Annotated in this window: 23 protein-coding genes and 1 tRNA gene; 13 read left to right on the top strand and 11 right to left on the bottom strand. The window is 50.8% G+C overall.

Annotated features, from left to right (window positions below; genetic code table 11):
• Positions 1 to 3: 3 nt before the first annotated feature.
• Complete coding sequence (locus tag EHT87_RS14065) at positions 4 to 741, bottom strand: class I SAM-dependent methyltransferase (RefSeq protein ID WP_124907297.1); 738 nt, start codon at positions 739 to 741, stop codon at positions 4 to 6.
• A gap of 194 nt (positions 742 to 935) precedes the next feature.
• Here EHT87_RS14065 and EHT87_RS14070 point away from each other — a divergent pair, with 194 nt between their 5' ends.
• Positions 936 to 1,316, top strand: coding sequence for a c-type cytochrome (locus tag EHT87_RS14070; protein ID WP_124907298.1), 381 nt, complete (start codon positions 936 to 938; stop codon positions 1,314 to 1,316).
• 221 nt (positions 1,317 to 1,537) lie between these two features.
• On the opposite strand, the gene rlmB is transcribed toward EHT87_RS14070, so the two are convergent.
• Together rlmB and EHT87_RS14080 are read right to left on the bottom strand one after the other, a co-directional pair.
• Complete coding sequence (rlmB, locus tag EHT87_RS14075) at positions 1,538 to 2,356, bottom strand: 23S rRNA (guanosine(2251)-2'-O)-methyltransferase RlmB (RefSeq protein WP_124907299.1); 819 nt, start codon at positions 2,354 to 2,356, stop codon at positions 1,538 to 1,540.
• Positions 2,329 to 3,669 carry a GWxTD domain-containing protein gene (locus EHT87_RS14080; RefSeq protein ID WP_124907300.1) on the bottom strand — a complete coding sequence of 447 codons (1,341 nt, stop codon included), beginning with the start codon at positions 3,667 to 3,669 and terminating at the stop codon, positions 2,329 to 2,331. Before EHT87_RS14080 ends, rlmB begins: the two co-directional genes overlap by 28 nt.
• 236 nt (positions 3,670 to 3,905) lie before the next feature.
• Here EHT87_RS14080 and EHT87_RS14085 point away from each other — a divergent pair, with 236 nt between their 5' ends.
• Positions 3,906 to 4,673 (top strand): class I SAM-dependent methyltransferase, encoded by a 768-nt coding sequence (locus EHT87_RS14085; RefSeq protein ID WP_124907301.1) that lies wholly within the window; start codon positions 3,906 to 3,908, stop codon positions 4,671 to 4,673.
• A gap of 175 nt (positions 4,674 to 4,848) precedes the next feature.
• Here the strand turns inward: EHT87_RS14085 and EHT87_RS14090 are convergent, their stop codons facing one another.
• Positions 4,849 to 5,733: an SDR family oxidoreductase gene (locus tag EHT87_RS14090; protein WP_229321091.1), complete on the bottom strand. Its 885-nt coding sequence runs from the start codon at positions 5,731 to 5,733 to the stop codon at positions 4,849 to 4,851.
• A gap of 120 nt (positions 5,734 to 5,853) precedes the next feature.
• Here EHT87_RS14090 and EHT87_RS14095 point away from each other — a divergent pair, with 120 nt between their 5' ends.
• Positions 5,854 to 6,984, top strand: a complete 1,131-nt coding sequence (locus tag EHT87_RS14095) for a trans-sulfuration enzyme family protein (RefSeq protein ID WP_124907302.1) — start codon at positions 5,854 to 5,856, stop codon at positions 6,982 to 6,984.
• Here the strand turns inward: EHT87_RS14095 and EHT87_RS14100 are convergent.
• The 5 genes from EHT87_RS14100 to EHT87_RS14120 all read right to left on the bottom strand — a co-directional run bounded on the left by EHT87_RS14100 (position 6,981) and on the right by EHT87_RS14120 (position 12,423).
• Positions 6,981 to 7,844 (bottom strand): SDR family oxidoreductase, encoded by an 864-nt coding sequence (locus EHT87_RS14100; RefSeq protein WP_124907303.1) that lies wholly within the window; start codon positions 7,842 to 7,844, stop codon positions 6,981 to 6,983. The genes EHT87_RS14095 and EHT87_RS14100 overlap by 4 nt on opposite strands.
• A gap of 140 nt (positions 7,845 to 7,984) precedes the next feature.
• Positions 7,985 to 9,154 (bottom strand): cysteine desulfurase family protein, encoded by a 1,170-nt coding sequence (locus tag EHT87_RS14105; protein ID WP_124907304.1) that lies wholly within the window; start codon positions 9,152 to 9,154, stop codon positions 7,985 to 7,987.
• Positions 9,155 to 9,227: 73 nt separating this feature from the next.
• Positions 9,228 to 10,637: a phosphoglucosamine mutase gene (gene glmM / locus EHT87_RS14110; protein ID WP_124907305.1), complete on the bottom strand. Its 1,410-nt coding sequence runs from the start codon at positions 10,635 to 10,637 to the stop codon at positions 9,228 to 9,230.
• A 178-nt stretch (positions 10,638 to 10,815) separates the two neighbouring features.
• Positions 10,816 to 11,658: a transglutaminase family protein gene (locus EHT87_RS14115; RefSeq protein ID WP_124907306.1), complete on the bottom strand. Its 843-nt coding sequence runs from the start codon at positions 11,656 to 11,658 to the stop codon at positions 10,816 to 10,818.
• Positions 11,659 to 11,697: 39 nt separating this feature from the next.
• Entirely contained in the window at positions 11,698 to 12,423 is a 726-nt protein-coding gene (locus EHT87_RS14120; protein WP_124907307.1) for a proteasome-type protease, read from the bottom strand.
• Positions 12,424 to 12,676: 253 nt separating this feature from the next.
• Between EHT87_RS14120 and EHT87_RS14125 the strand changes: the two genes are divergently transcribed.
• Both EHT87_RS14125 and EHT87_RS14130 read left to right on the top strand, forming a co-directional pair.
• Positions 12,677 to 13,351 (top strand): NUDIX hydrolase, encoded by a 675-nt coding sequence (locus tag EHT87_RS14125; RefSeq protein WP_124907308.1) that lies wholly within the window; start codon positions 12,677 to 12,679, stop codon positions 13,349 to 13,351.
• Between the two features lie 139 nt (positions 13,352 to 13,490).
• Positions 13,491 to 13,562: transfer RNA gene (locus tag EHT87_RS14130), tRNA-Arg, on the top strand.
• Between the two features lie 34 nt (positions 13,563 to 13,596).
• On the opposite strand, the gene EHT87_RS14135 is transcribed toward EHT87_RS14130, so the two are convergent.
• Both EHT87_RS14135 and EHT87_RS14140 read right to left on the bottom strand, forming a co-directional pair.
• Positions 13,597 to 14,925 (bottom strand): site-specific integrase, encoded by a 1,329-nt coding sequence (locus tag EHT87_RS14135; protein WP_124907309.1) that lies wholly within the window; start codon positions 14,923 to 14,925, stop codon positions 13,597 to 13,599.
• Between the two features lie 11 nt (positions 14,926 to 14,936).
• The gene (locus EHT87_RS14140; protein ID WP_124907310.1) at positions 14,937 to 16,124 is read right to left on the bottom strand and encodes a helix-turn-helix domain-containing protein; all 1,188 of its coding nucleotides are present in this window, start codon (positions 16,122 to 16,124) and stop codon (positions 14,937 to 14,939) included.
• 193 nt (positions 16,125 to 16,317) lie between these two features.
• Between EHT87_RS14140 and EHT87_RS14145 the strand changes: the two genes are divergently transcribed.
• From EHT87_RS14145 to EHT87_RS14175, 8 genes are all read left to right on the top strand, one after another.
• The gene (locus EHT87_RS14145; RefSeq protein WP_124907311.1) at positions 16,318 to 16,689 is read left to right on the top strand and encodes a hypothetical protein; all 372 of its coding nucleotides are present in this window, start codon (positions 16,318 to 16,320) and stop codon (positions 16,687 to 16,689) included.
• Positions 16,690 to 16,777: 88 nt separating this feature from the next.
• Complete coding sequence (locus EHT87_RS14150) at positions 16,778 to 17,062, top strand: hypothetical protein (protein ID WP_124907312.1); 285 nt, start codon at positions 16,778 to 16,780, stop codon at positions 17,060 to 17,062.
• 37 nt (positions 17,063 to 17,099) lie between these two features.
• A complete protein-coding gene (locus EHT87_RS14155; protein ID WP_124907313.1) occupies positions 17,100 to 17,369 on the top strand; it encodes a MerR family transcriptional regulator in 270 nt (89 codons plus the stop codon).
• Positions 17,370 to 17,381: 12 nt separating this feature from the next.
• Positions 17,382 to 17,720, top strand: coding sequence for a hypothetical protein (locus tag EHT87_RS14160; RefSeq protein WP_124907314.1), 339 nt, complete (start codon positions 17,382 to 17,384; stop codon positions 17,718 to 17,720).
• 97 nt (positions 17,721 to 17,817) lie between these two features.
• Positions 17,818 to 17,994, top strand: a complete 177-nt coding sequence (locus tag EHT87_RS31275) for a hypothetical protein (RefSeq protein WP_185716223.1) — start codon at positions 17,818 to 17,820, stop codon at positions 17,992 to 17,994.
• Positions 17,991 to 18,182 (top strand): hypothetical protein, encoded by a 192-nt coding sequence (locus EHT87_RS14165; protein ID WP_124907315.1) that lies wholly within the window; start codon positions 17,991 to 17,993, stop codon positions 18,180 to 18,182. The genes EHT87_RS31275 and EHT87_RS14165 overlap by 4 nt, the downstream gene beginning before the upstream one ends.
• Positions 18,183 to 19,073, top strand: a complete 891-nt coding sequence (locus EHT87_RS14170; protein ID WP_124907316.1) for a helix-turn-helix domain-containing protein — start codon at positions 18,183 to 18,185, stop codon at positions 19,071 to 19,073.
• Positions 19,066 to 19,752 (top strand): hypothetical protein, encoded by a 687-nt coding sequence (locus tag EHT87_RS14175; RefSeq protein WP_124907317.1) that lies wholly within the window; start codon positions 19,066 to 19,068, stop codon positions 19,750 to 19,752. Before EHT87_RS14170 ends, EHT87_RS14175 begins: the two co-directional genes overlap by 8 nt.
• The last annotated feature ends 1 nt before the right edge of the window (position 19,753 follow it).

Here is a 19,753-nt window from a genome sequence, read left to right on the forward strand (position 1 = left end):
TCCTTAACTCCTTCCAGCTCTTAGGAAAACCGGAAACCGCACTTCCCGTTCGTCGTTTCCCCACGCGGTTTTGAGCTGATCGGCCACCCACAAAACCGGATCATTTCCGTGCTGGCGGATGTATTTCTGCACACTCGACCAGGTTCGGAGGTAATTCAGGAAGCGATCCAGATCCCAGTTTCGCCGGATCGTGAAGTCCCGGTATTCGATCTGGTCGAATGGGAAGGGAATCCGGGCGTAGTGGTCTTCGACGTGTTTTCGGTTATCATCCCAGTAAGGACCGACGATGTTGTCGTAGAAATGGTAGAAAACCGGATCAGTTACCGGATCGATCTGCGCCATTCCATACCCCCATTCGGCCAGAATACCGCCCGGTTTTAACACCCGCCGGGCCTCCTGATGAAACGTATCGGTGTCGAACCAGTGCAAAGCCTGGGCGACGGTTATCAAATCAAAACAGTGGTCAGGAAAAGGCGTTTGCTCGGCGGGGCAAACCGTATACGTGATGTTGGGCTTCTGAACGGCTTGTTTCAGTTGCTGTTCACTGATGTCAGTGGCGGTTACGTCCTCAAAATAAGCCGATAACGCACTGGCAACCTGACCGTTGCCCGTAGCACAATCCCAGGCTGTCGTGCGGGTAGTCACCAGAGGTACCAGGAAATCATACAATTCGGAAGGATAATCGATGCGGTAGTGCGCATATAGATCTGCATGGCCTGAAAAGCGGTCGATGGTTGCCATTCGTACTGTTGTTTTGTTATTTTTGCCTAATTATCGTTCGTCTCGGTTAAACTTTAGACAAAGTACCGTGTCTAAACCAAGATATTTGTCGAAAAAGCCGGTAGAGTGTTGGCGTATATTAGCATTGCCGTATAACTTTGGTGGCCCAATAACGGTTGTTTATCTTAACTCATTAAGCTTTTAATCGAATTTACATGAAAAAAACGTTTGGAATGCTCATTGCGGTCGCACTGACCGCAGTTATTTTCGTCGGCAAGGCTCAAGCGCAGACCGTAATACCGGAGGATGTGAAAGCCTTACTTCAGAAAAATATCTGTCTGGCTTGTCATAACCCGGACACCCGTTTGGTTGGGCCCCCTTACAAAGAGGTTGCAAAGAAAAAATATACGGACGCGCAGATTGTTGAGCTGATTTATGAGCCAAAACCCGAACACTGGCCGGGTTATCCGCCGATGGCAGCGTTGAAAAACGTACCGAAAGACGAAGCGCTGAAGATTGCGGCCTGGATTAATTCATTGGATGGTGGTTCGAAAAAAGCACCCGCCAAAAAACCGGCTACCAAGAAGAAGGCGTAATAATTACTATCGTAAACAACGAAATCCCCGCTTTTGGCGGGGATTTCGTTGTTTACAGGGTTTTGTTTTCAGTTGCTTCGAGGACTATTTTAAGAGAAACGTCAGCGTAGTTTCCAGAAATATGGAAACCGGGTAGCTTTACCTGATCAAAACTAGCTTTGCCATTTGAGACCTACCGCTACTGCCCTTGTTTCCTTTCGTGGATTCGCAAAAAACGGGGCCTAAAACCCTTCATCGACCGGTGGCTCATTGTCACTGAAAATCCGCTGCCGGACGGCTTCGTATAACACGACCCCCGTAGCCACCGACACGTTCAGGGATTCGACCTGTCCCACCAGCGGAATGCGGGCGTGGTGGTCGGCCAGGCGCAGTAGCTCGTCCGAAATTCCGTCGTCTTCCGACCCCATGATGATGGCTGTCGGGCCCGACATGTCAATTTCGTAGAGGTAATTATCGGTTTTCTCAGTACAGGCAACGATTTTGATGCCCGACTCTTTCATGTATTTCAGGGTTTCTTCCAGATTGACTTCGCGGCAAACCGGCAAATGACTCAAGGCGCCCGACGAGGTTTTCATGGCATCGGAGTTGATCAGGGCCGCGCCCCGCGCCGGAATGACAATACCCTGAGCACCAGCGCATTCGGCCGTCCGGGCAATGGCACCAAAGTTACGTACATCCGTGATCCGGTCGAGCACCAGCAAGAGGGGCACCTGTCCTTTTTCGTAGACACCAACGATCACATTCGAGAGTTTGGCGTAAAAAATCGACGACACGAAGCAGATCGCCCCCTGGTGGTTTTTCCGCGTAATCCGCTCCAGTTTTTCAACCGGTACCCGCTGAATGGTTACACGCCGTTCAAAAGCGAGTTGCTGAATCTCGGGAAAACTGCCTTCTTTGACCAGATAAAGCCGGTCGATGTCTTTCCCCGAACGCAGAATTTCGGTGACCGACTGAATGCCAAACACCATCTCATCGCTGGCGTACTGTTTGGGCTTTTTAGTATGATACGTGTTTACTCGCGAATTGCTCCGGTTCTCCATGCTTCGACTACGGGATACCAGACGGGTTGATATTCGACATATCGCACCAGTTCATAGTGATCCTCAACAAATTGATTAGGTTTTCGATTAAAGGTAAAATTAATTTCCGACACATTGGCCCGCTGGTTATACACCCACACTTCCCGATCGCGGCTACGCTGAACGCGATCGGGTGGCCCCAGCACGATGTAGATCATGCCTTTGTCGGTTTTCCAGCCTTCTTTGTAGGTGGTAAAAAGCCGGTTTGCTTCCTCTACCCGTCCGTAATAGGCCCGAATTGCCCCTTTTGCCAGATTTTGATCACCGGCCATCAAGGTCAGCCAATACCGGTCGAGCGCCTTTTTGAAATCCGCAGCGGTATTCAGGCTGTTGATTTCGGTGCTGGTACTAACGTACATAATGGGCTTGATCAGTTTTTCGGGCCGGGTTAGTTTCGGAAACCGATGATCGGCTACCACCAGACCCAGCCCATAGGCATCGGCGGTATCTTCCAAAAAATAATACAGTCCTTCTTCGGGCAGCGAAAACGGCTGATTCGTCATAACCGTCATGGCCGTATCGACACCCAGGACTTTGGGGGCCGGGCGTGGTGTGGTGTTCATCGGCGACTGGGCCGGATCGAAATCGTGCCGATACCGGTACAGATGCAGCGATTTTGAAACCGCACCTTCAACATCCCGAATGATAATGGTGTCACCGGCATTCACAAAGTGCTGTTGTTGAGGCAGTTTTGATTTGGGATTGAAAAGAGCAAAGCGATCACTCAGTTTGACGGCCTTAAACCGGATGGGCAGATCGTTCAATACTTTCCGCCCGCTACTGATCTCGGTAACTTCGGCCAGCATAACCCCATTGATCGCGTTGGCGGGCTTTTTGACGTCAAAAAATATCGTCAATACATCCCCGGCTTCGGGAGACGTCTCCCGGACAACCGACTCGGCGGTGAGCGGAACGTTTCCGTAGGCTAACCGCTCCCGGCTGTTATAATCCGGATAAACAACGTAGTTGAGCATAAACCGGGATGTAAAGTCTTCCACCGTGGCCGGTTCGTTGCCTTTCCGAACCATCAGGTTCATATACACCCTGACCGTAGAAGAATCTTTTCCCAGAAAGCGTCCTTTCGTAGACACCACCCGCCAGCCAGCCGGCGTTGGCTGAGCCGCCGGTTGCGAAGGCGCCGGAGCTGACCGGGGAGCCGATTGGTCGGCAGTTCGCTCGGTTTGTCTGGACTTTATTTCGGCTTGTTTGCTGCGCTTCCCGGAAGCGCAGGCACCCAGTAAAGCCGCACAGAGTAAGATAATTGCTATTCTCATACTGATAGAATTCTGTTCTCAATTAAAACGAACAAAACGCTCAATCCCGTCAATTCCAATTCGTTTTTTCAAAGCTTCTACAAATGAAGTAACTTTACCGAAAAAGAACTATGATGAAAGTGATTATTATGGGGGCCATGATCGATACATTACTAGTTACCAACCGGTTGAGGAAGGATATAATTCATTCAGGCTTCTAATATTCTTTTCACCGTAACCATCGTTCAGGGAACAATATGTATAAAACGACTGAAATTACCTCTGCCGAAATTGCATCCGACAATCCTGTTCATCAGCGGTTGTTGTTTCCGTATGTCGAAGCCGCCAAACTGGTCCGTGGCAAGGTGCTGGAAATCGGATGCGGCTGGGGACGCGGACTCGAACTGCTCACGCAGACGGCGGATCAGTATACAGGTATCGATAAAAACGATGAATTGATTCAATCACTTCGTCAGGAATATCCCCAGGCTACCTTTATTCAGGCCAACATTCCACCGTTGAGTGGTTTGGCCGACAATAGCTTCGATTTCATTGTTACGTTTCAGGTAATCGAACACATTCAGAATGACGATCTATTTGTGAAGGAAGCCTTTCGGGTGCTGAAACCCGGCGGAACGCTGCTGCTGACGACGGTCAATCGTCTGTTTTCGTTAACCCGCAATCCGTGGCATGTGCGGGAATATACGGCGGACGAATTAAAGAAATTGCTGTTGCGGTATTTTCCAAAGGTCGACACGCGGGGTATTCATGGCAACGGAAAAGTGATGGCGTATTACGAGCAGAACAAGAAATCCGTTGAACGAATCACACGGTATGACGTTCTGAATCTGCAACACCGGCTGCCCCGCTGGATGCTTCAGGTACCGTATGATTTACTCAACCGACTGAACCGGAACAAGCTGCTGGAGCAGGACGGCCTGGCCGCCGAAATTCAGCATACGGATTACGTAGTGACCAATACGCCCGCCGAAAGTCTGGACTTCTTTTATCTGGCGAAGAAATAATCCGGTTTTATTCCCGCTTACTACCGACCAGCCCGTCTTGTTTTACTCCGGAGGAGTACCCTGTTAATAGCCAAACAGGGCCAGCAAAACCGATTTTTGGCTATTAACAGGGTACTCCTCCGGAGTAAAACAAAACTGGTATTTGGTGGATCGTGGCAAAACCAGGGCAGAGATCTCACTCCTTACCCGCCCGGTTGGCCTGCTTGATGGCCTGTCCAATTTCATCCCACTGCTCCGACGTGACATCTTCCAGGTGATTGAATTCACCAGCCGATAACACCTCCCCCCCGTCGATGGTGATGCATGCGCCGGTGACGTAAGCCGAATAATCGGACAATAAATAAGCGGCAACGTTGGCCAGTTCCTGGTGCTCGCCCACGCGTTTGAGCGGAATGCGACTGATGGGGTCCATCATCTTGACCAGCGGCTCGGGAAAAAGGCGGTCCCAGGCGCCTTTGGTAGGAAAAGGGCCGGGCGCAATAGCATTCAGCCGAATACCGTATTTCGCCCACTCGGCGGCCAGTGATTTAACCAGAATCAGAGCTCCTCCTTTTGCCACTGCCGACGGCACGACGTAACCAGAACCCGTTGTGGCATAAGTGGTTGAGATATTTAAAACCGTACCCGGAATCTTGTTTTCGATCCAGTATTTACCCACTGCCAGCGTGAAGTAATACGTTCCCCGCAACACAATATCGACCACTACATCGAAGGCTTTATACGATAGTCGCTCGGTCGGACTGATAAAATTTCCCGCCGAGTTATTCAGAAGCGCGTCAATCCGACCGAAACGTTCGACGGTTTGGGCAATGACCAGCTCAATTTCCTGCGGATTGCGGACGTCACAGGCCAGTGGCAGGACCTGACCGCCGGTTTCGTTCATCAGCTCGGCAGCTGCGGCTTCCAGCACCGGCAATTTACGGCTGCAAATCACGATATGGGCGCCCAGTTGCAAAAAATACCGGGCCATCGATTTCCCGAGCCCCGTGCCGCCACCGGTAACAATAATTGTTTTATCTTTCAACGCGCCTTCGCGAAGCATGCCTTCCGCTTTTATCATAACAAGTCGATCTTTTTTAGTCCAGAGTTGTGGTTAAGGTACAAAGTTGCATTATTACGCTACAAACCATACACCTTCACCCGAAACTATTCATTAATTTCGTATCTAAATCACATTCCTATGCATCCGGAAACACTCGCGATTTATCAAAGCCGTATAGCCGACGCAAACGCCGGGGCTGTTGCTCCGCCCCTATCGCTCAGCACCACCTTTGAACGCGATGCTGACGGAACCTTCCCGCACGGACACATTTACGGACGCACCAGTAATCCGAATCGGGATGCCCTCGAAGCGGCTCTTGCCCAACTCGAAGGCGGCTTTGCCGGTCTGGCATTCAGTTCAGGACAAGCCGCAACGATGACGCTGCTGCTGGCCTTGCGGCCGGGCGATCACGTCATTCTCGGTGATGATGCGTATCACGGAACACCGGCTTTGCTCGAAGAGCTTTTTCACCCGTGGGGGCTGACGTATACCCGGGTCGATTTTACGGACCTGGAAGCAATTCGTAGTTCCATTCACGAAAACACGCGCCTGATCTGGATCGAGACGCCCTCCAATCCGCTGCTTAAAATTGCGGATATTCAGGCTATTGCAGACATGGCGCATCAAGCCGGGGCGTGGTGTGCCTGTGATAACACCTGGGCGACACCGATTTTGCAACGCCCTCTCGATCTGGGCTGCGATGTGGTAATGCATTCGACCACCAAGTACATCGGAGGCCACAGTGATGTGCTGAGTGGAGCGTTGATTTTTAAAGAAGACGGTGATTTTTACCAGCAGGTTCGGCGGTATCAAACCCTGGGTGGTGCCGTTGCGGCCCCGTTCGATTGCTGGATGCTGTTGCGGGGTATTAAAACCCTCACAACCCGGATCAGGGCGCAGTCGGCGACGGCTTTAAAACTGGCGGAATTTCTGAACCAGCACCCGGCGGTTGAAGCCGTCCACTATCCGGGACTGGAAAACCACCCGGGCCACGCCATTGCGCAGCAACAGATGGCGATGTTCGGGGCCATGTTGTCCGTTCAAATCCGCGGAAGAGCGGAAGCGGCCAGGGCAGTTGCAGGACGGGTACAGCTTTTCATCCGCGCAACGAGCCTCGGCGGAATCGAGAGCCTGATCGAACACCGGGCGTCCGTAGAAGGCCCCAACTCCACTACACCGCAAAACCTGCTGCGAATTTCGGTGGGTCTGGAACACGCGGACGATTTAATAGCCGATTTAGAGCAGGCCTTATCGCCAGCCAGCCATTAAATCACGACCAGGCGGTTTTTCAGCTGCGTCAAACTTTCACTAAGCGCCCAAAGCTGCGTGGCATTGTACTTACTTTGAGCGGCTGCGCTGGGCGTTTTGGGTTTGCATTTCGCAAAATACAAGCCCGTAACTTTTTCTACCTCCGGCGAGGAAGCCAGGTAAATACTGGTTTCGGCTCCTTTTTCCGGGCTGATGAAGAAGGGGCGCATCAGGTTAAATACAAATCCCTGAAGATTGCTATAATTCTGCCCGAAGTTGGTTTTAACAACGCCCGGGTGCAGGCAATTCGAGGTAATGCCGTCGTCGGCCAGACGGTCGGCTAGCTCTTTGGAAAACAAAATATTACAGAGTTTGGAGGCCCCGTAGGCTTTCATGCCGTCGTACTTCCGGGGTTTGGCCAGTTCATCCATTTTAAAACCGCCATCCCAGCGATGCGCTTCTGAAGACACCGTTACAATCCGCGCATTCGTGCCTTTTCGGAGCAGGTTTAGCAGCATATTGGTCAGCAGAAAAGGTCCGAGGTGGTTGGTGGCAAAGCTCAATTCAATGCCTTCGGGCGAATACTGTTCCTTTTCAATGTATAACCCGGCATTATTCACCAGCACATCGAGCCGGTCGTAGCGGTCGGTGATTTCGCGGGCCGCCTGAAGTACCGACGACTGGCTGGCGATATCGCACCAGACCAGATCGACATGACCCGTTTTGCTGACACTTTTGATCTCCTGACGAACGGGCCGGGCTTTTTCCAGGTTGCGGGCCAGCATGATGATATCAAAACCTTTTTTGGCTAATTCTAAAGCCGTTATTCGACCAATTCCGGAATTGGCGCCCGTAATGAGGCAAGTGCGCGATGGATTCATACGATTCGTTTATTAAACCGTAACGATCTGAGGAAGGGAGAAGTTTTGAAAGAGTGCCGGAGACCAGGCAATACTAACGCGTGAACGCTGAATAATGAAACCGTCGTTCTTCGCTACGCAGCGTTCACGATTCTTAAGGATTATTTCACGGCTTCCTGCTCACGCTTGAATAATTCAACCAGCGTATCGACCACGTAGTCCACTTCTTCCACGGTATTGTATTTGCTGAATGAAAACCGGATGGCGCCCCGGTCGGGATCATTGTGGGGAAGCGCCGACAGAACGTGGGAGCCGAGGTTGGAGCCGCTGGTGCAGGCGCTGCCGCCCGAAGCCGAAATTCCGGCGATATCCAGGTTAAACAACAGCATATCGCTCATTTCGGAAGAAGGCAGACTCACGTTCAAAACCGTATACAAACTAGCGGGAAGGCTGGCCGAAAGCCCATTGAACGAAACGCCTTCGAGCCGTTCGCGGAGTTGGTCGATCATCCGGCTTTTCAAACTTTCGATATACCGGCGGTGGCTTTCCATTTCGGTGTAAGCAATTTCCAGCGCTTTGGCCAGCCCCACAATACCGTACACGTTTTCCGTTCCCCCGCGCATGTTGCGCTCCTGTGAACCGCCGTGAATAAACGGGTGAATGGGGCCTCGTCCGGATTTGGTATTGGCGTTTACATACAGAAAACCAACCCCCTTCGGACCGTGAAATTTGTGAGCAGACCCAACGATGAAATCGACCGGAAGTTTTTGTAAATCATGGCGATAGTGGCCCATCGTCTGCACTGTATCGGAATGAAACACGGCTTTGTATTCCCGACACAGTGTACCGACGGTTTCCAGATCGAGGAGGTTACCGATTTCATTGTTGCCGTGCATCAGCGACACGAGCGTGTTCGGATTAGCGCGGAGTAATTCGGCCAGATGGGCCAGATCGATGCGGCCATTTTCGTCGACATCAACCAGGCTCAACTTTACAATACCGTGTTTATCAAGATGTTCCAGCGTATGAAGAACAGCATGGTGTTCGAGCGGAGACGTGATGGCGTGCGTCAGTCCGTAGGTTTCGATGGAACTACGGATGGCGGTATTATCAGCTTCGGTGCCGCCGGATGTGAAGAAGATTTCCGCCGGAGACGTATTGAGCAGCGTGGCCACGGTTTTCCGGGCCCGCTCGATGGCCGTACGAACTTTTCGTCCGTGCGAATGAATCGAAGAAGGATTTCCGAATTCCTCGGTCATCAGAGGAAGCATGGCTTCCAGCACCTCCGGGTCGAGTCGGGTGGTGGCTGCATTGTCAAAGTAAGCGCGCATGAGATGTCGTGTAATACCCGGCAAAGGTACTAAATTATCAATCGACACGCCCGGTTTGTTCCCTTCGTGCTGATTATAACTTGGCCGCAATCACCTCTTTAATGTCCGAAATGATTTTATTGGCTAAATAATCCGCCGTCGAAAGCGTGTCCGACTCGGAGTAAATCCGGATGATGGGTTCGGTATTGGACTTCCGCAGATGAACCCATTCTTTATCGAATTCGATCTTCACACCGTCGATGGTATTGATCGGATTTCTGGCGTATTTGGTCTTGATCCGATCCAGAACCGCGTCGACGTCGATGTCGGGGGTTAGTTCAATTTTATTTTTGGAGATGTAATAGTTGGGGTAGGTCCGGCGCAACATGGATACGGATTTGCCAAATTTGGCCAGGTGCGTCAGGAACAGAGCAATGCCAACCAGCGCATCGCGGCCCAGGTGCAAATCCGGATAAATAATACCGCCGTTGCCTTCGCCACCGATCACCGCATCGACTTTCTTCATCATTTCTACGACATTGACTTCACCCACGGCGGAAGCCGAATGTTTACCACCGTATTTCTGGGTGACATCGCGCAGGGCCACCGTCGACGACAGATTCGAAACCGTATTGCCCGGTTTTTCGTCGGCAGCCCGGTTTTTCAGAACGTAATCGGCAACGGCCACCAGCGTATATTCTTCACCAAAGGGCGAGCCGTCTTCACAGATCAGCGCCAGTCGGTCGACATCCGGATCAACCACGATGCCCAGGTCGTATTCATTTTTCTCGATTTCGACAATGATATCACGCAGATTTTCGGGTAGCGGTTCCGGGTTGTGCGCAAACTGGCCCGTCGGTTCGCAATGCAACCGATGAATCGATTCTACGCCCAGGGCTTCCAGCAGCATCGGCACAACAATCCCGCCGGTTGAGTTCACGGCATCGACGATCAGTTTAAATTTCCGGGCGGCAATGGCTTCTTTATCGACCAGCGGCAGAGCCAGAATGGCGTCAATGTGTTTTTGCAGCCAGGAATCGTCCGTTCGATAACTTCCCAGCTTCTTCACCTCAACAAAATCAAACGATTCCGACTCGGCCAGAGCCAGCACGTCGGCGCCGTTTTCTTCGGAAATAAATTCACCTTTTTCGTTCAGTAACTTGAGCGCATTCCACTGGATCGGGTTGTGACTGGCCGTCAGGATAATACCACCAGCTGCTTTCTCGCCCACGACGGCCAGTTCAACCGTCGGCGTAGTCGATAAACCCAGATCAATCACGCTCAGCCCCACGCCCTGCAACGTGGCGGCCACTAATTTTGAAACCATTTCGCCCGACAACCGGCCGTCCCGTCCGATCACGATCGTGCGATTATCGGGATGCCGTTGCCGAATCCATTGTCCATAGGCGGCCGCAAACTTCACTACATCCAAGGGTGTAAGGCCATCGCCACTACGCCCACCAATTGTTCCGCGAATACCGGAAATCGACTTAATTAATGCCACGTTGAAAAAATTAAAATACGGGATGGCTTGACTGTCAGGCCGTTCTGGTTATTAACCGGTGAAGATGAGTAGACCGCTGATCGTGCTGACCACCTGGTTACCCCGTTCAACTGGTAAAAACCGGTTCACCCATTTGAAGCCATTGAAACAAATATAGTTCCTTTTTTCTATCCGCTCCCTATTCGCTTCCGGTTATCGAAAGCGTTACAGTCATCGCCGAACGGGCTTGCCCCCGAAATGTTCCGGCCAGGGGTGCCAGCCGATCATGAAAAAAAGAAGCACCCAGAAAAATGTGATTGTTGACCACAACGGTGCCTTCCGTGGGGTCGAAACCGCGCCAGCCCGCACCGGGCAGGTAAACCTCCGCCCAGGCATGGAGTTCGTGTTCCTGCTGCGGATCACCGTAGAGATAACCACTCACAAACCGGGCGGCCAGGCCAAGGCTCCGGCATGCCGCAATGTACAAAACCGCATAATCGCGGCACGATCCTTTGCGTGAAATCAGGGTCAGTTCGGCCGAGGTTGCCGGACCAACATCCCGCGTTTCGTACACGTAATTGTTGCAAATCGTCGTACAGAGATGCGACAGAAAAGGGACGGTTTGCCATTTGGCTTCCGACGCAATCTGACGGGCATATTGCTCGACGAGCGTCGTTACCGCGGTGCGTTCCAGATACGGTTCCAGCAGTTTGCGGTCGGCGTCGGAATAATTGAACGGTATTCGCTGGGTTTCAAAGGGGAACAGAAAAAAATCGTAAGCATTGTAGAGGGCCGACTCAATTTCCATTTCGGCCCGAACCACCAGCGACTCGGTTTGGCTGGTAAAATAGATAACCTGCTGCGTGTTGCCTTCGATGTCGACATTGCTGACCAGCTTACTGGGCTGTGGGTCAATTTGCAGCACATAGTCGTTCAATCGTTGGTGCGGATAAATTTTGGGGTATAAATACAGCGTGTGCGGGTCCAGAGATACCGCTGCTGAATAGTCATACCGGAGTTCATGCTTGACCCGAAGTTTCATTGATGCGTGGAGAAGTTTAACTCAAGTGACTTTTCGAATTTAAAGTATTTTGTTAAATATGGGATTCATCCAGGCCGTGGGCAGTTTGCGGACGGAATTGTTCAGTAAAGCGCTCCACTGGTTGGACACGCCCTCCATGTCATCCTTTTCAAGTCGGTGCTCGATCAGGTGAAAGCTATCTTTTGAATAGACCACCACATCGAGTGGATAATCAACGTCGTTGGCGCTGACCCGGGTGGCGTCGAAAGCCAGAAAACCCATTTTCAGGGCGTCCTGCAAGGAGGATTCGTACGTCAGATTCCGATACAACAGCGGTTTTCCATAGCCCGAATTGCCAATGATTTTAAACGGCGAACCCTGGTCGACCTCCACCCAGTTTCCCTCCGGATAGAGCAGAAAGAGTTTGTGTTCCTCATCTTCTTCCAGTTGGCCGCCCACAATGGCGTTGAGGTTAAAGTGCATGCCTGCGGCTTCCAGGGCGGCTTTATCCTCAATGGCCACCCGCCTGACCTGCTCGCCAAATGCGTTAACGGCTTTGTACAACTTGTTGAACGAACGGTCCTTCTCGCCAATCACTTCCCTGAAATAGGTAATGGCTTTGTCGCGAACGGAGCGTAAACCGGAGGTCATGATGAACAGGGAATGATTTTCCAGTTCGTGAACCGAAATCTTACGATTACTCGAAACTTCGGAGCCGGAAGTAAGCCGGGTGTCGGCAATGGCGACTAAGCCGGAGGCAACTTTGATACCTAAACAATACGTCATTGAATCAGTAAACTACAAGCTATGGCGAATGGCAAATATACACGTTTCCGAAATTTGCCCCCCGATTTATACCGGTTTTTGCAAAAACAACTCATTTTTGTTTCGACGGTGTCATGAATCGAAGAAAAAATTGACACTCTACTTAAAATTAGTACACTATAAAAAAGGGTTTGTTACTTGCAGAGTCGATTGAATACCGGGTTATTTACCAACCGGCAGGTACCGAAACATTCCCCTTAAAACGAGTTGAAGTATGAAAAAAGAATCGCTCACCGACGCGCCCAAGTATCGGTTCTGGAAGCAGCAAGCCGAAACCAACGGTCTGGAAATCAACAACATTGAAGAGTTCTACGTCCGCAGACGCCACAATGGCGAGGTGCTTTTTGCGATGCTGGAAGTGGACGCCAACACGCCGGAGGGCGACAAAATACCGCCCGCGCTGTTTCTGAAGGGCCACGCGGCTTCGGTGCTGGTTTGCCTGATCGATCAGGAAACGAAAGAAAAATACGTGGTTCTGGTGCGGCAACGGCGGATTTGCGACGGCTCCCACACCTACGAGCATCCGGCGGGCATGGTCGATGCGGATGATGATCCGGTGGAAGTGGCCGCCCGGGAAGTGGGCGAAGAAATCGGGCTGACCGTGAAACCGGCCGAATTGACCAAGCTCAACAACCGGCTTTGGTTTCCCAGCACCGGCACCAGCGACGAAGCCATGCATTATTTTTTTGTCGAACGCGAACTGCCGCGCGCCCAGATCATGGATTTTCACCACAAAGACAGGGGCGTTGCCTCCGAATTTGAGCGCATCACGACTGCTGTTACTACCCTTCCGGAAGCGCATAAACTGATTACGAACGTCAACGGGCTGTTAATTCACTTTCTTTATCTGCAGGCGGTGGGTGATTATGAAACCATGAAGTTGCTGTAAGTGAGGGAGAAAGCCGAAAAATAAATATAAAAAGTGCGGTATCGGAAACCTGATCAAGAAAAAAGAAAAAGCCGGGCTTGTGAAAAAGGGGTAACAATCACTATATTTGCAACCCGAAACGGGCAACACGCCCGCGAATGGACCCGTAGTTCAATGGATAGAATTTCGGTTTCCGGTACCGAAGATAGGGGTTCGAATCCCTTCGGGTTCACGAAATGCCTTCTACAGCAATGTAGAGGGCATTTTCATTTATCGGGGTCAAGTTTGGGGTCAACCTTGGGCAATTTGTCCCAGGCATTCTTTACAACCCGCACTTTATCTTCACCCCGAATCGTGCGGTAAATCATGGTGGTCGAGATCGATCCGTGCCCCATTAAGTCAGCCACGTCGGTAATATCTACTTTTAGTTCGAGCATGAGCATGGCGAACGTGTGGCGGCCAGAGTGTGACGAAAGTTTTTCCCAAAGCTCGTATTCCTCGTCGAATCGCTGGCCCGATCGGTAGACGACTTTAACGAACTTCCGATTTAAACCGGCCCGGCGGGAAAAGTCTTTAATAGCTTCATTATAATTCTGCTGGGCTATCAATGGCAAGTGGCCATCATATTTGTTGAGGATCGCCAGCGCGCGCTCTGACATCGGCAATAAATTGGATTTTCGGCCCTTCTCCTGAACGATGCGAAGTACCTGCGTAATTTCCTCATCGTCGTTCATCAGCTCTTTTAGATTACTAGGTCGGACATGCTCCAGATCTCCCCAGCGAAGGCCGCAGTAGCATTGAAAGAGAAAGACGTCGCGCTGCCGTTCGAGCCCTGGCGGTAACTGGACATTTTGCAACTGGACAATTTCGGTCCATTTCAAAGCCTCCCGCTGGTTCAGTGGCCGGTAAGATGGGAAATCTTCAAAATCATTCGGAACCTGAATCCCGCACTTTCTGGCGTACTTCATTACGCATCTGATTTTCTTCAACGGGTTGAAGGCACTTTCGTCCGTCACACCAGTCGCCTGCATGTACTGAACGAATTTAAGCGCAAAGGGCAGCGTGATGTCCTTAAAATCAGCATCGGGGGCAAACTTCATTAAATGGTCCAAAACCGGTTTGAATGCCCGCAGGTAGCCATCTGATTTCAAACCCTTGTGATCGATCGCAAAGCGTGGCCAGAACTCGTACAATGTAGTTGTCCTTACCGGTTCGGGTTCCGGATCAGGCTCCTCCACAGGTGCCGGCTTCGGAGCCAGGTTCAACTCATCGATACGGATTCTCTCAATTTCAGCCTGCACCTGGGCCTCAGTGGGGATGCCGACGAACGCATCGAAAAAATCGTGCAGGCAATCGGAGTACGTATCGAGTATCCGGTTTACCTTCCGGTTTTTTGTCTGGAGCTTTTTGCGGTCCTTTTTCTTGCCGGTCGTCGGATCTTTAATCGATTCCGTCAGTTCGATGGTATCGTCAGGCTTCACAACCTGACCCGATGAAAAACGTATTTTACGTTGATTCCAGCAGACACGGAAATGAATCTGGCAAAAGCCCTCCTGATCCATCCGGTCACGCCGGATGTAGCGGGTAATTTCCATAATTCATAGTTTTATAATCGGCCGTCGATAATGCGTTCTATTTTCCAGATATTACGAATCTCCGATCGGGGCACGGATAGTTTGCCACCATCCGGGTTATCGCTGTGTAAAACGAGTAATTCGTTATCCATTAGCGTATTGTCCTTGATGCGCTTAATAACGAACTGGTCGCCAAACTCAACCCCGAAAATGCCGCTGCTCTGATAGTCCCAGGTAGAGGGATCAAGCCGGTAAGCCAATACTTTGTACCCGGCCTCCAGACGTGGCTCCATGCTATCCCCGTCGACGACGACAACCATATATTTACTGGTCTCCTCAGCACGTCTCTTTACATCAACAATCCGGGCCAATCGCTCCAGATATTCTTTCGGAACGTCGACGCGCTCCTCCTGCCCCTGCCCTTCATGGTAACTGGTAAAGTTAAACCCTGCTCTAAATTTTACCGGGAGTAACATCAACGAAATGTAATCATCTGGCGACTCCTGGGGTGAATAATACGGCTTCATGGATGGCCCAACGAAGCGGCTTGAATCTGGGTTATCGGTCGATGGTGCTCCAACAATTTGTTCGTAAGAAACTCCTAATGCATCAGTAATGCTATTCCAGGTTCGGTCTTGTAGCTTCTCGTTTTGGATGTACATGGTCACTGTGGCTTTGTTTTTATTAATCATTCTCGCTAGTTCAGTCTGCTTTATATTTCGCTCATCCAAATATTTCTTCAAAGCCTGCCCTTCGTGCACCGGGCCGGTGTTGGTTGCGGTGGCAGCACCTGGGCGCTCACCTGCCGGGAGCCAGTCGTATCGGCCCGTATACTTGCCGATCCGGTACATGGTTGCCTTGGTGATCGTCTGACGGCCATTCAGCATTTTATTCAGAAAAGGGTTATCGAGCCCGACCATCGCGGCAAAGGTCTGTTGATTTCCGTCGGCCAGGGTAACAATCAATTTATTGATGAAGTCGCGCCAGGCAGCCTGCTCACGCTGATAATCGTGGGGGTTGGGTACATTACGAACGATCGACGATGCAGCGATCGTAACGGACTCAGGAAGGTCTATAGAGTTGTCCAGCCATTTCTCCGGTGGCCATCCGGTTAACGTAAATAGGTTTGTCAATACGTCCGCTTTGGGGGTTGCTTGGCCTGATTCGATTCGTTTCAAGGTAGGTGGCGTAGTGCCTAACAGAGTAGCTAATTGATTCATTGACGTGACGGGTCCGCGTTGTCTAAGTTCAGAGATTTTTTGTCCAATATTCACGGCTTTGTCAATCGTTTATAATTTTTAAACTTTTTACGCCGTGTAGCACGAAGTTTATAAAAATATCTTATACTTTTACGAAACCGATGCTGAACGGTTCAATAATTTAATAAACGGTTTATAAATCTGTTTAAAAAAAATGGTCACTGAAGAAAAAACAATACAGCCGGTGCCGGTTTCCGGTCCCGGTTTTCAACGCATGATCGCGGAAATTGACCGGTATGGACGCCGGAATGTAGCGGCACATGCCGGGCTATCGTACCAGACCGTTTGTAATTACATCTGGAGCCAACCTACCTCATTAACAACGCGTTCGGATATTGCAAAGGGATTGTTTGCAGCCGCCAAAGCCGACCTGCTGAAGAAAAAAGGAGAGCTACTGGAAGGCGTTGAAACGTTGCAGTCCTTAGTCGATGCAATCCGGGAAGAATTAGGAGAAGATTTTTTAAAAGAATTACAAACCAATGAGCTGCCAACGGTAAAAGTTCAAGAACTCAGTTCGCAGGAGTAAGGAATTTGTTTGATATTTTTTTATAATGTTGCTTGTAAGTTGTTTATAAAGTATTAACTTTGAAACAACAAACAAACATTTTGACACTATGAAAACCTTAACGATTTACCAAATGCTCGCAGCCGAACAAGTTACCGAATTGGATAACTACCTGCAAGCTACGGTATACGGAGCGAATTGCGAAGTACACGACATTCTGCCGGATGGTACGGTACGGGTCAACATCTCTTACGAAGGCCGGTACCTGACGAGTGAAACTGAACTGGTGACAATCGAAAGTAAACTCGATTGGACCGTTGATCAGGTCGCTCAAGCCGTTCAGGCCGAAGTAGACGCCATCACGGAGGGAGTCGCTGAACCCCTCGAGTATTAATCACCGGGCCGGGAGCCCGGCCTTTCTTTTACTCATTATGCCTACGATTGAACAGGAACTGGCCGAGATCAAGAAACTAACCAAGCTCTCGGCTGTACGGCAAAAACTACTTTTTGATGTCGAGGACGTAGCCTTTTTAACTGGCTTCTCTGAAGAAACCGTTTACCGCTGGATTCGCACCGGTCGGGCGGTGGGCAAAAAGACGGTTTACCTGAAACCTGCCCAAGGGATCGCCGATCGAGGGCACCGCATTTTCCCCGATGAACTAGAATTTTTCCTTTCTCACTTCCCGCCAGCGCGGGCCTAACTCCTTTCACTCATGTCTTTCAAAACGTTATTTCCCGACAATGCAGACGGGATTACCCAACTGCGCGTTCTCAACGCCTGCGTCGCTGCGGCTTCTGCTGAACTGACGATCTGGCAGGGTATGGCGAAGATCGAAAGCGTTACCGATCGCCGGATCAAGTTCAGCATCGATCAGGTTTACGCCCTTCTATCCGGTCTCTACATTTCTACGATTCTCTACACGTTGCAGGAACTGGAAGAAGATTATGGATTCATCACCGGTGCCAGTGAAGGCTTTGAATTTTTGCGGCTTACCCCGAAGCTGTTTAAAATGAGTCAACCACTTCCCGCCCTTGACGCCTTAGCCGCATGAAGTACGCCCGGCTCGTGTGCCGATTCTCCCAGTGGGTGGATCGGCACGATTCCAAAGTCCTCATTTTCTATTTCGTCACCCTATTTATTTTCCTGCTATGCATGCGGAAGTAAGACCAGACCAGACCCGCCGTGCGGGTTTCAACGCCGGGATCGACCGGGCTATTCAAATCCTCGCTCAGCGAAAAATCGGATTGTATAACGGTGGCCGGACGCTCGTCGGGCTTGAGATTGAAATGTCGATCAAAGAACTCAAAGAAGCCAAACTGCCATGAAAGAAGCTGTATACAAAGCCCTGCTCGTCGCCCTGGTGGGTCTAACAATCTTCATTGTCCTGATCTGCCTTACCCTCCACCTGGAGGCTTACCGTACCCACCGAACCCAGGATCTGCCGATGTGGACTGTGCTGCTGTTTCTGGCAGTCGGTGCGCTTATCGTGTGGCCACATTTCAAACGTGACTAAATGGATTTCACAACGATTTACCACCCGGTCCGGAAGCAGTTCGGATTAAGCTGTAACGAGTACTGTGTTGCCGATATGATCTTCTGGCTCTCCAGTAATCCGGAGGCTCCCGTACCGGGGTGGTGCAATGCTTCGAATGGCTACCTGGCCGAGCACATGGTACTCACCAGGCAGTCGATAATTACGATTACGCAGAAGTTGGAATCGCTGGGGCTGATCGAAAAAAACGGGGATTTGAAACGTACTTCTAAGATCTGGTATAAGGCTGTAACAGGGTGTAAAGAAAGTTTACAGGGTGTAAAGAAAGTTGACACCCCTACCCTGTCAAGAAAGTTTACACCCTGTCAAAAAAGTTTACAGGAAGGTGTAAAGAAACTTGACACAGATATATATATAGATATACAAAAAGAAGAAGTAGTAGACGTAGTAGTTGAAACGGGCGAAGTGAAAATTGAACCGCTCGAAACAAAAACGACAGCAATCCCCCCCGTTGCGGCCACCCCCCCAGACGATCTGATCGAAGTACTGACCCAGCACGAACAAAATCTGAAAAACAATTCAGAGTTCGTTCGCGGCACCGCCAGAGCACTTGGCGTAAAAACTGCCGATGGCCAGTACGATATCGAAAGAATCAGGACGCTTATCGGTCGATTCTTCGCCGAGCAAATCGTTGCCGAAAACCAACGGGCACGTGTCTGGAGCGAAGCTAAACGGCACTGCTACTCCTGGATCAGGATTCAAATCGAAAAACAACCTAGTCCCAATGAACGATCTAATCAAAGCCGGTTCGAGCCTTCCGGCAAAGCAAACCCCCGCCCTGCCAAACGGCTTGCAATTGTCACCGACGAGCAACTCCTTGCTCGAATGCAGGAACGGGAAAAAGGTGGCTGAAGCGACCGTTAGCGAGCTTAATAAACTAATCGGTGGCATTGTCGCCCTGCTCGGTATTAAGATCACCGATGAGGACGTGGCTGCGCACGAAGATACAGTGATCACCGTGATCGGCTGGATCAAACGTCGTTACGCCACCTGGACACTCGATGAAATCCGACTGGCCTACGAACTGGCGGTTGACCGGAAGCTCGACGTCGAACCGTTCAGGGCCATAGATCCGAATTATTTCAGTGATGTGATGGCGGCATTTGGTCGGTTTCGGGCCAACGACGATGCACTCCAGCGCGTATACCGGAATCAGTTACTGATTTCCGATCGGCCCGAACCAACCCCGGAACAGATCAACGCATTCATGGAGTCGGAACTTCAAAATGCCATCAATCAGGTTTGGGCGGGTGAGGAATATCCGGATCTGGGAAACGGCCTTTATGACTGGCTGGACAAAAAAGGACGGATTCCTTTCACCCCGGCCCAGAAATGGGCCTACGTCGAACAGGCTGAACCGCTCGTCCGGGCGAAGATTGCTGCCGAAGTCGCCACCGCTCCGGATCAGTGGAGCCAGCGCAATCTGAAGGCGCTGCTTAACGCCAGCATTCAGAATAATACCGACCTGGCCAGCCGGGTCCGCTCCTACGCCAAATACCTGGCACTTAACGATTATCTCAAAACGCTGTAAT

This window comes from Larkinella knui (assembly GCF_003858645.1).
Lineage (GTDB): Bacteria > Bacteroidota > Bacteroidia > Cytophagales > Spirosomataceae > Larkinella > Larkinella knui.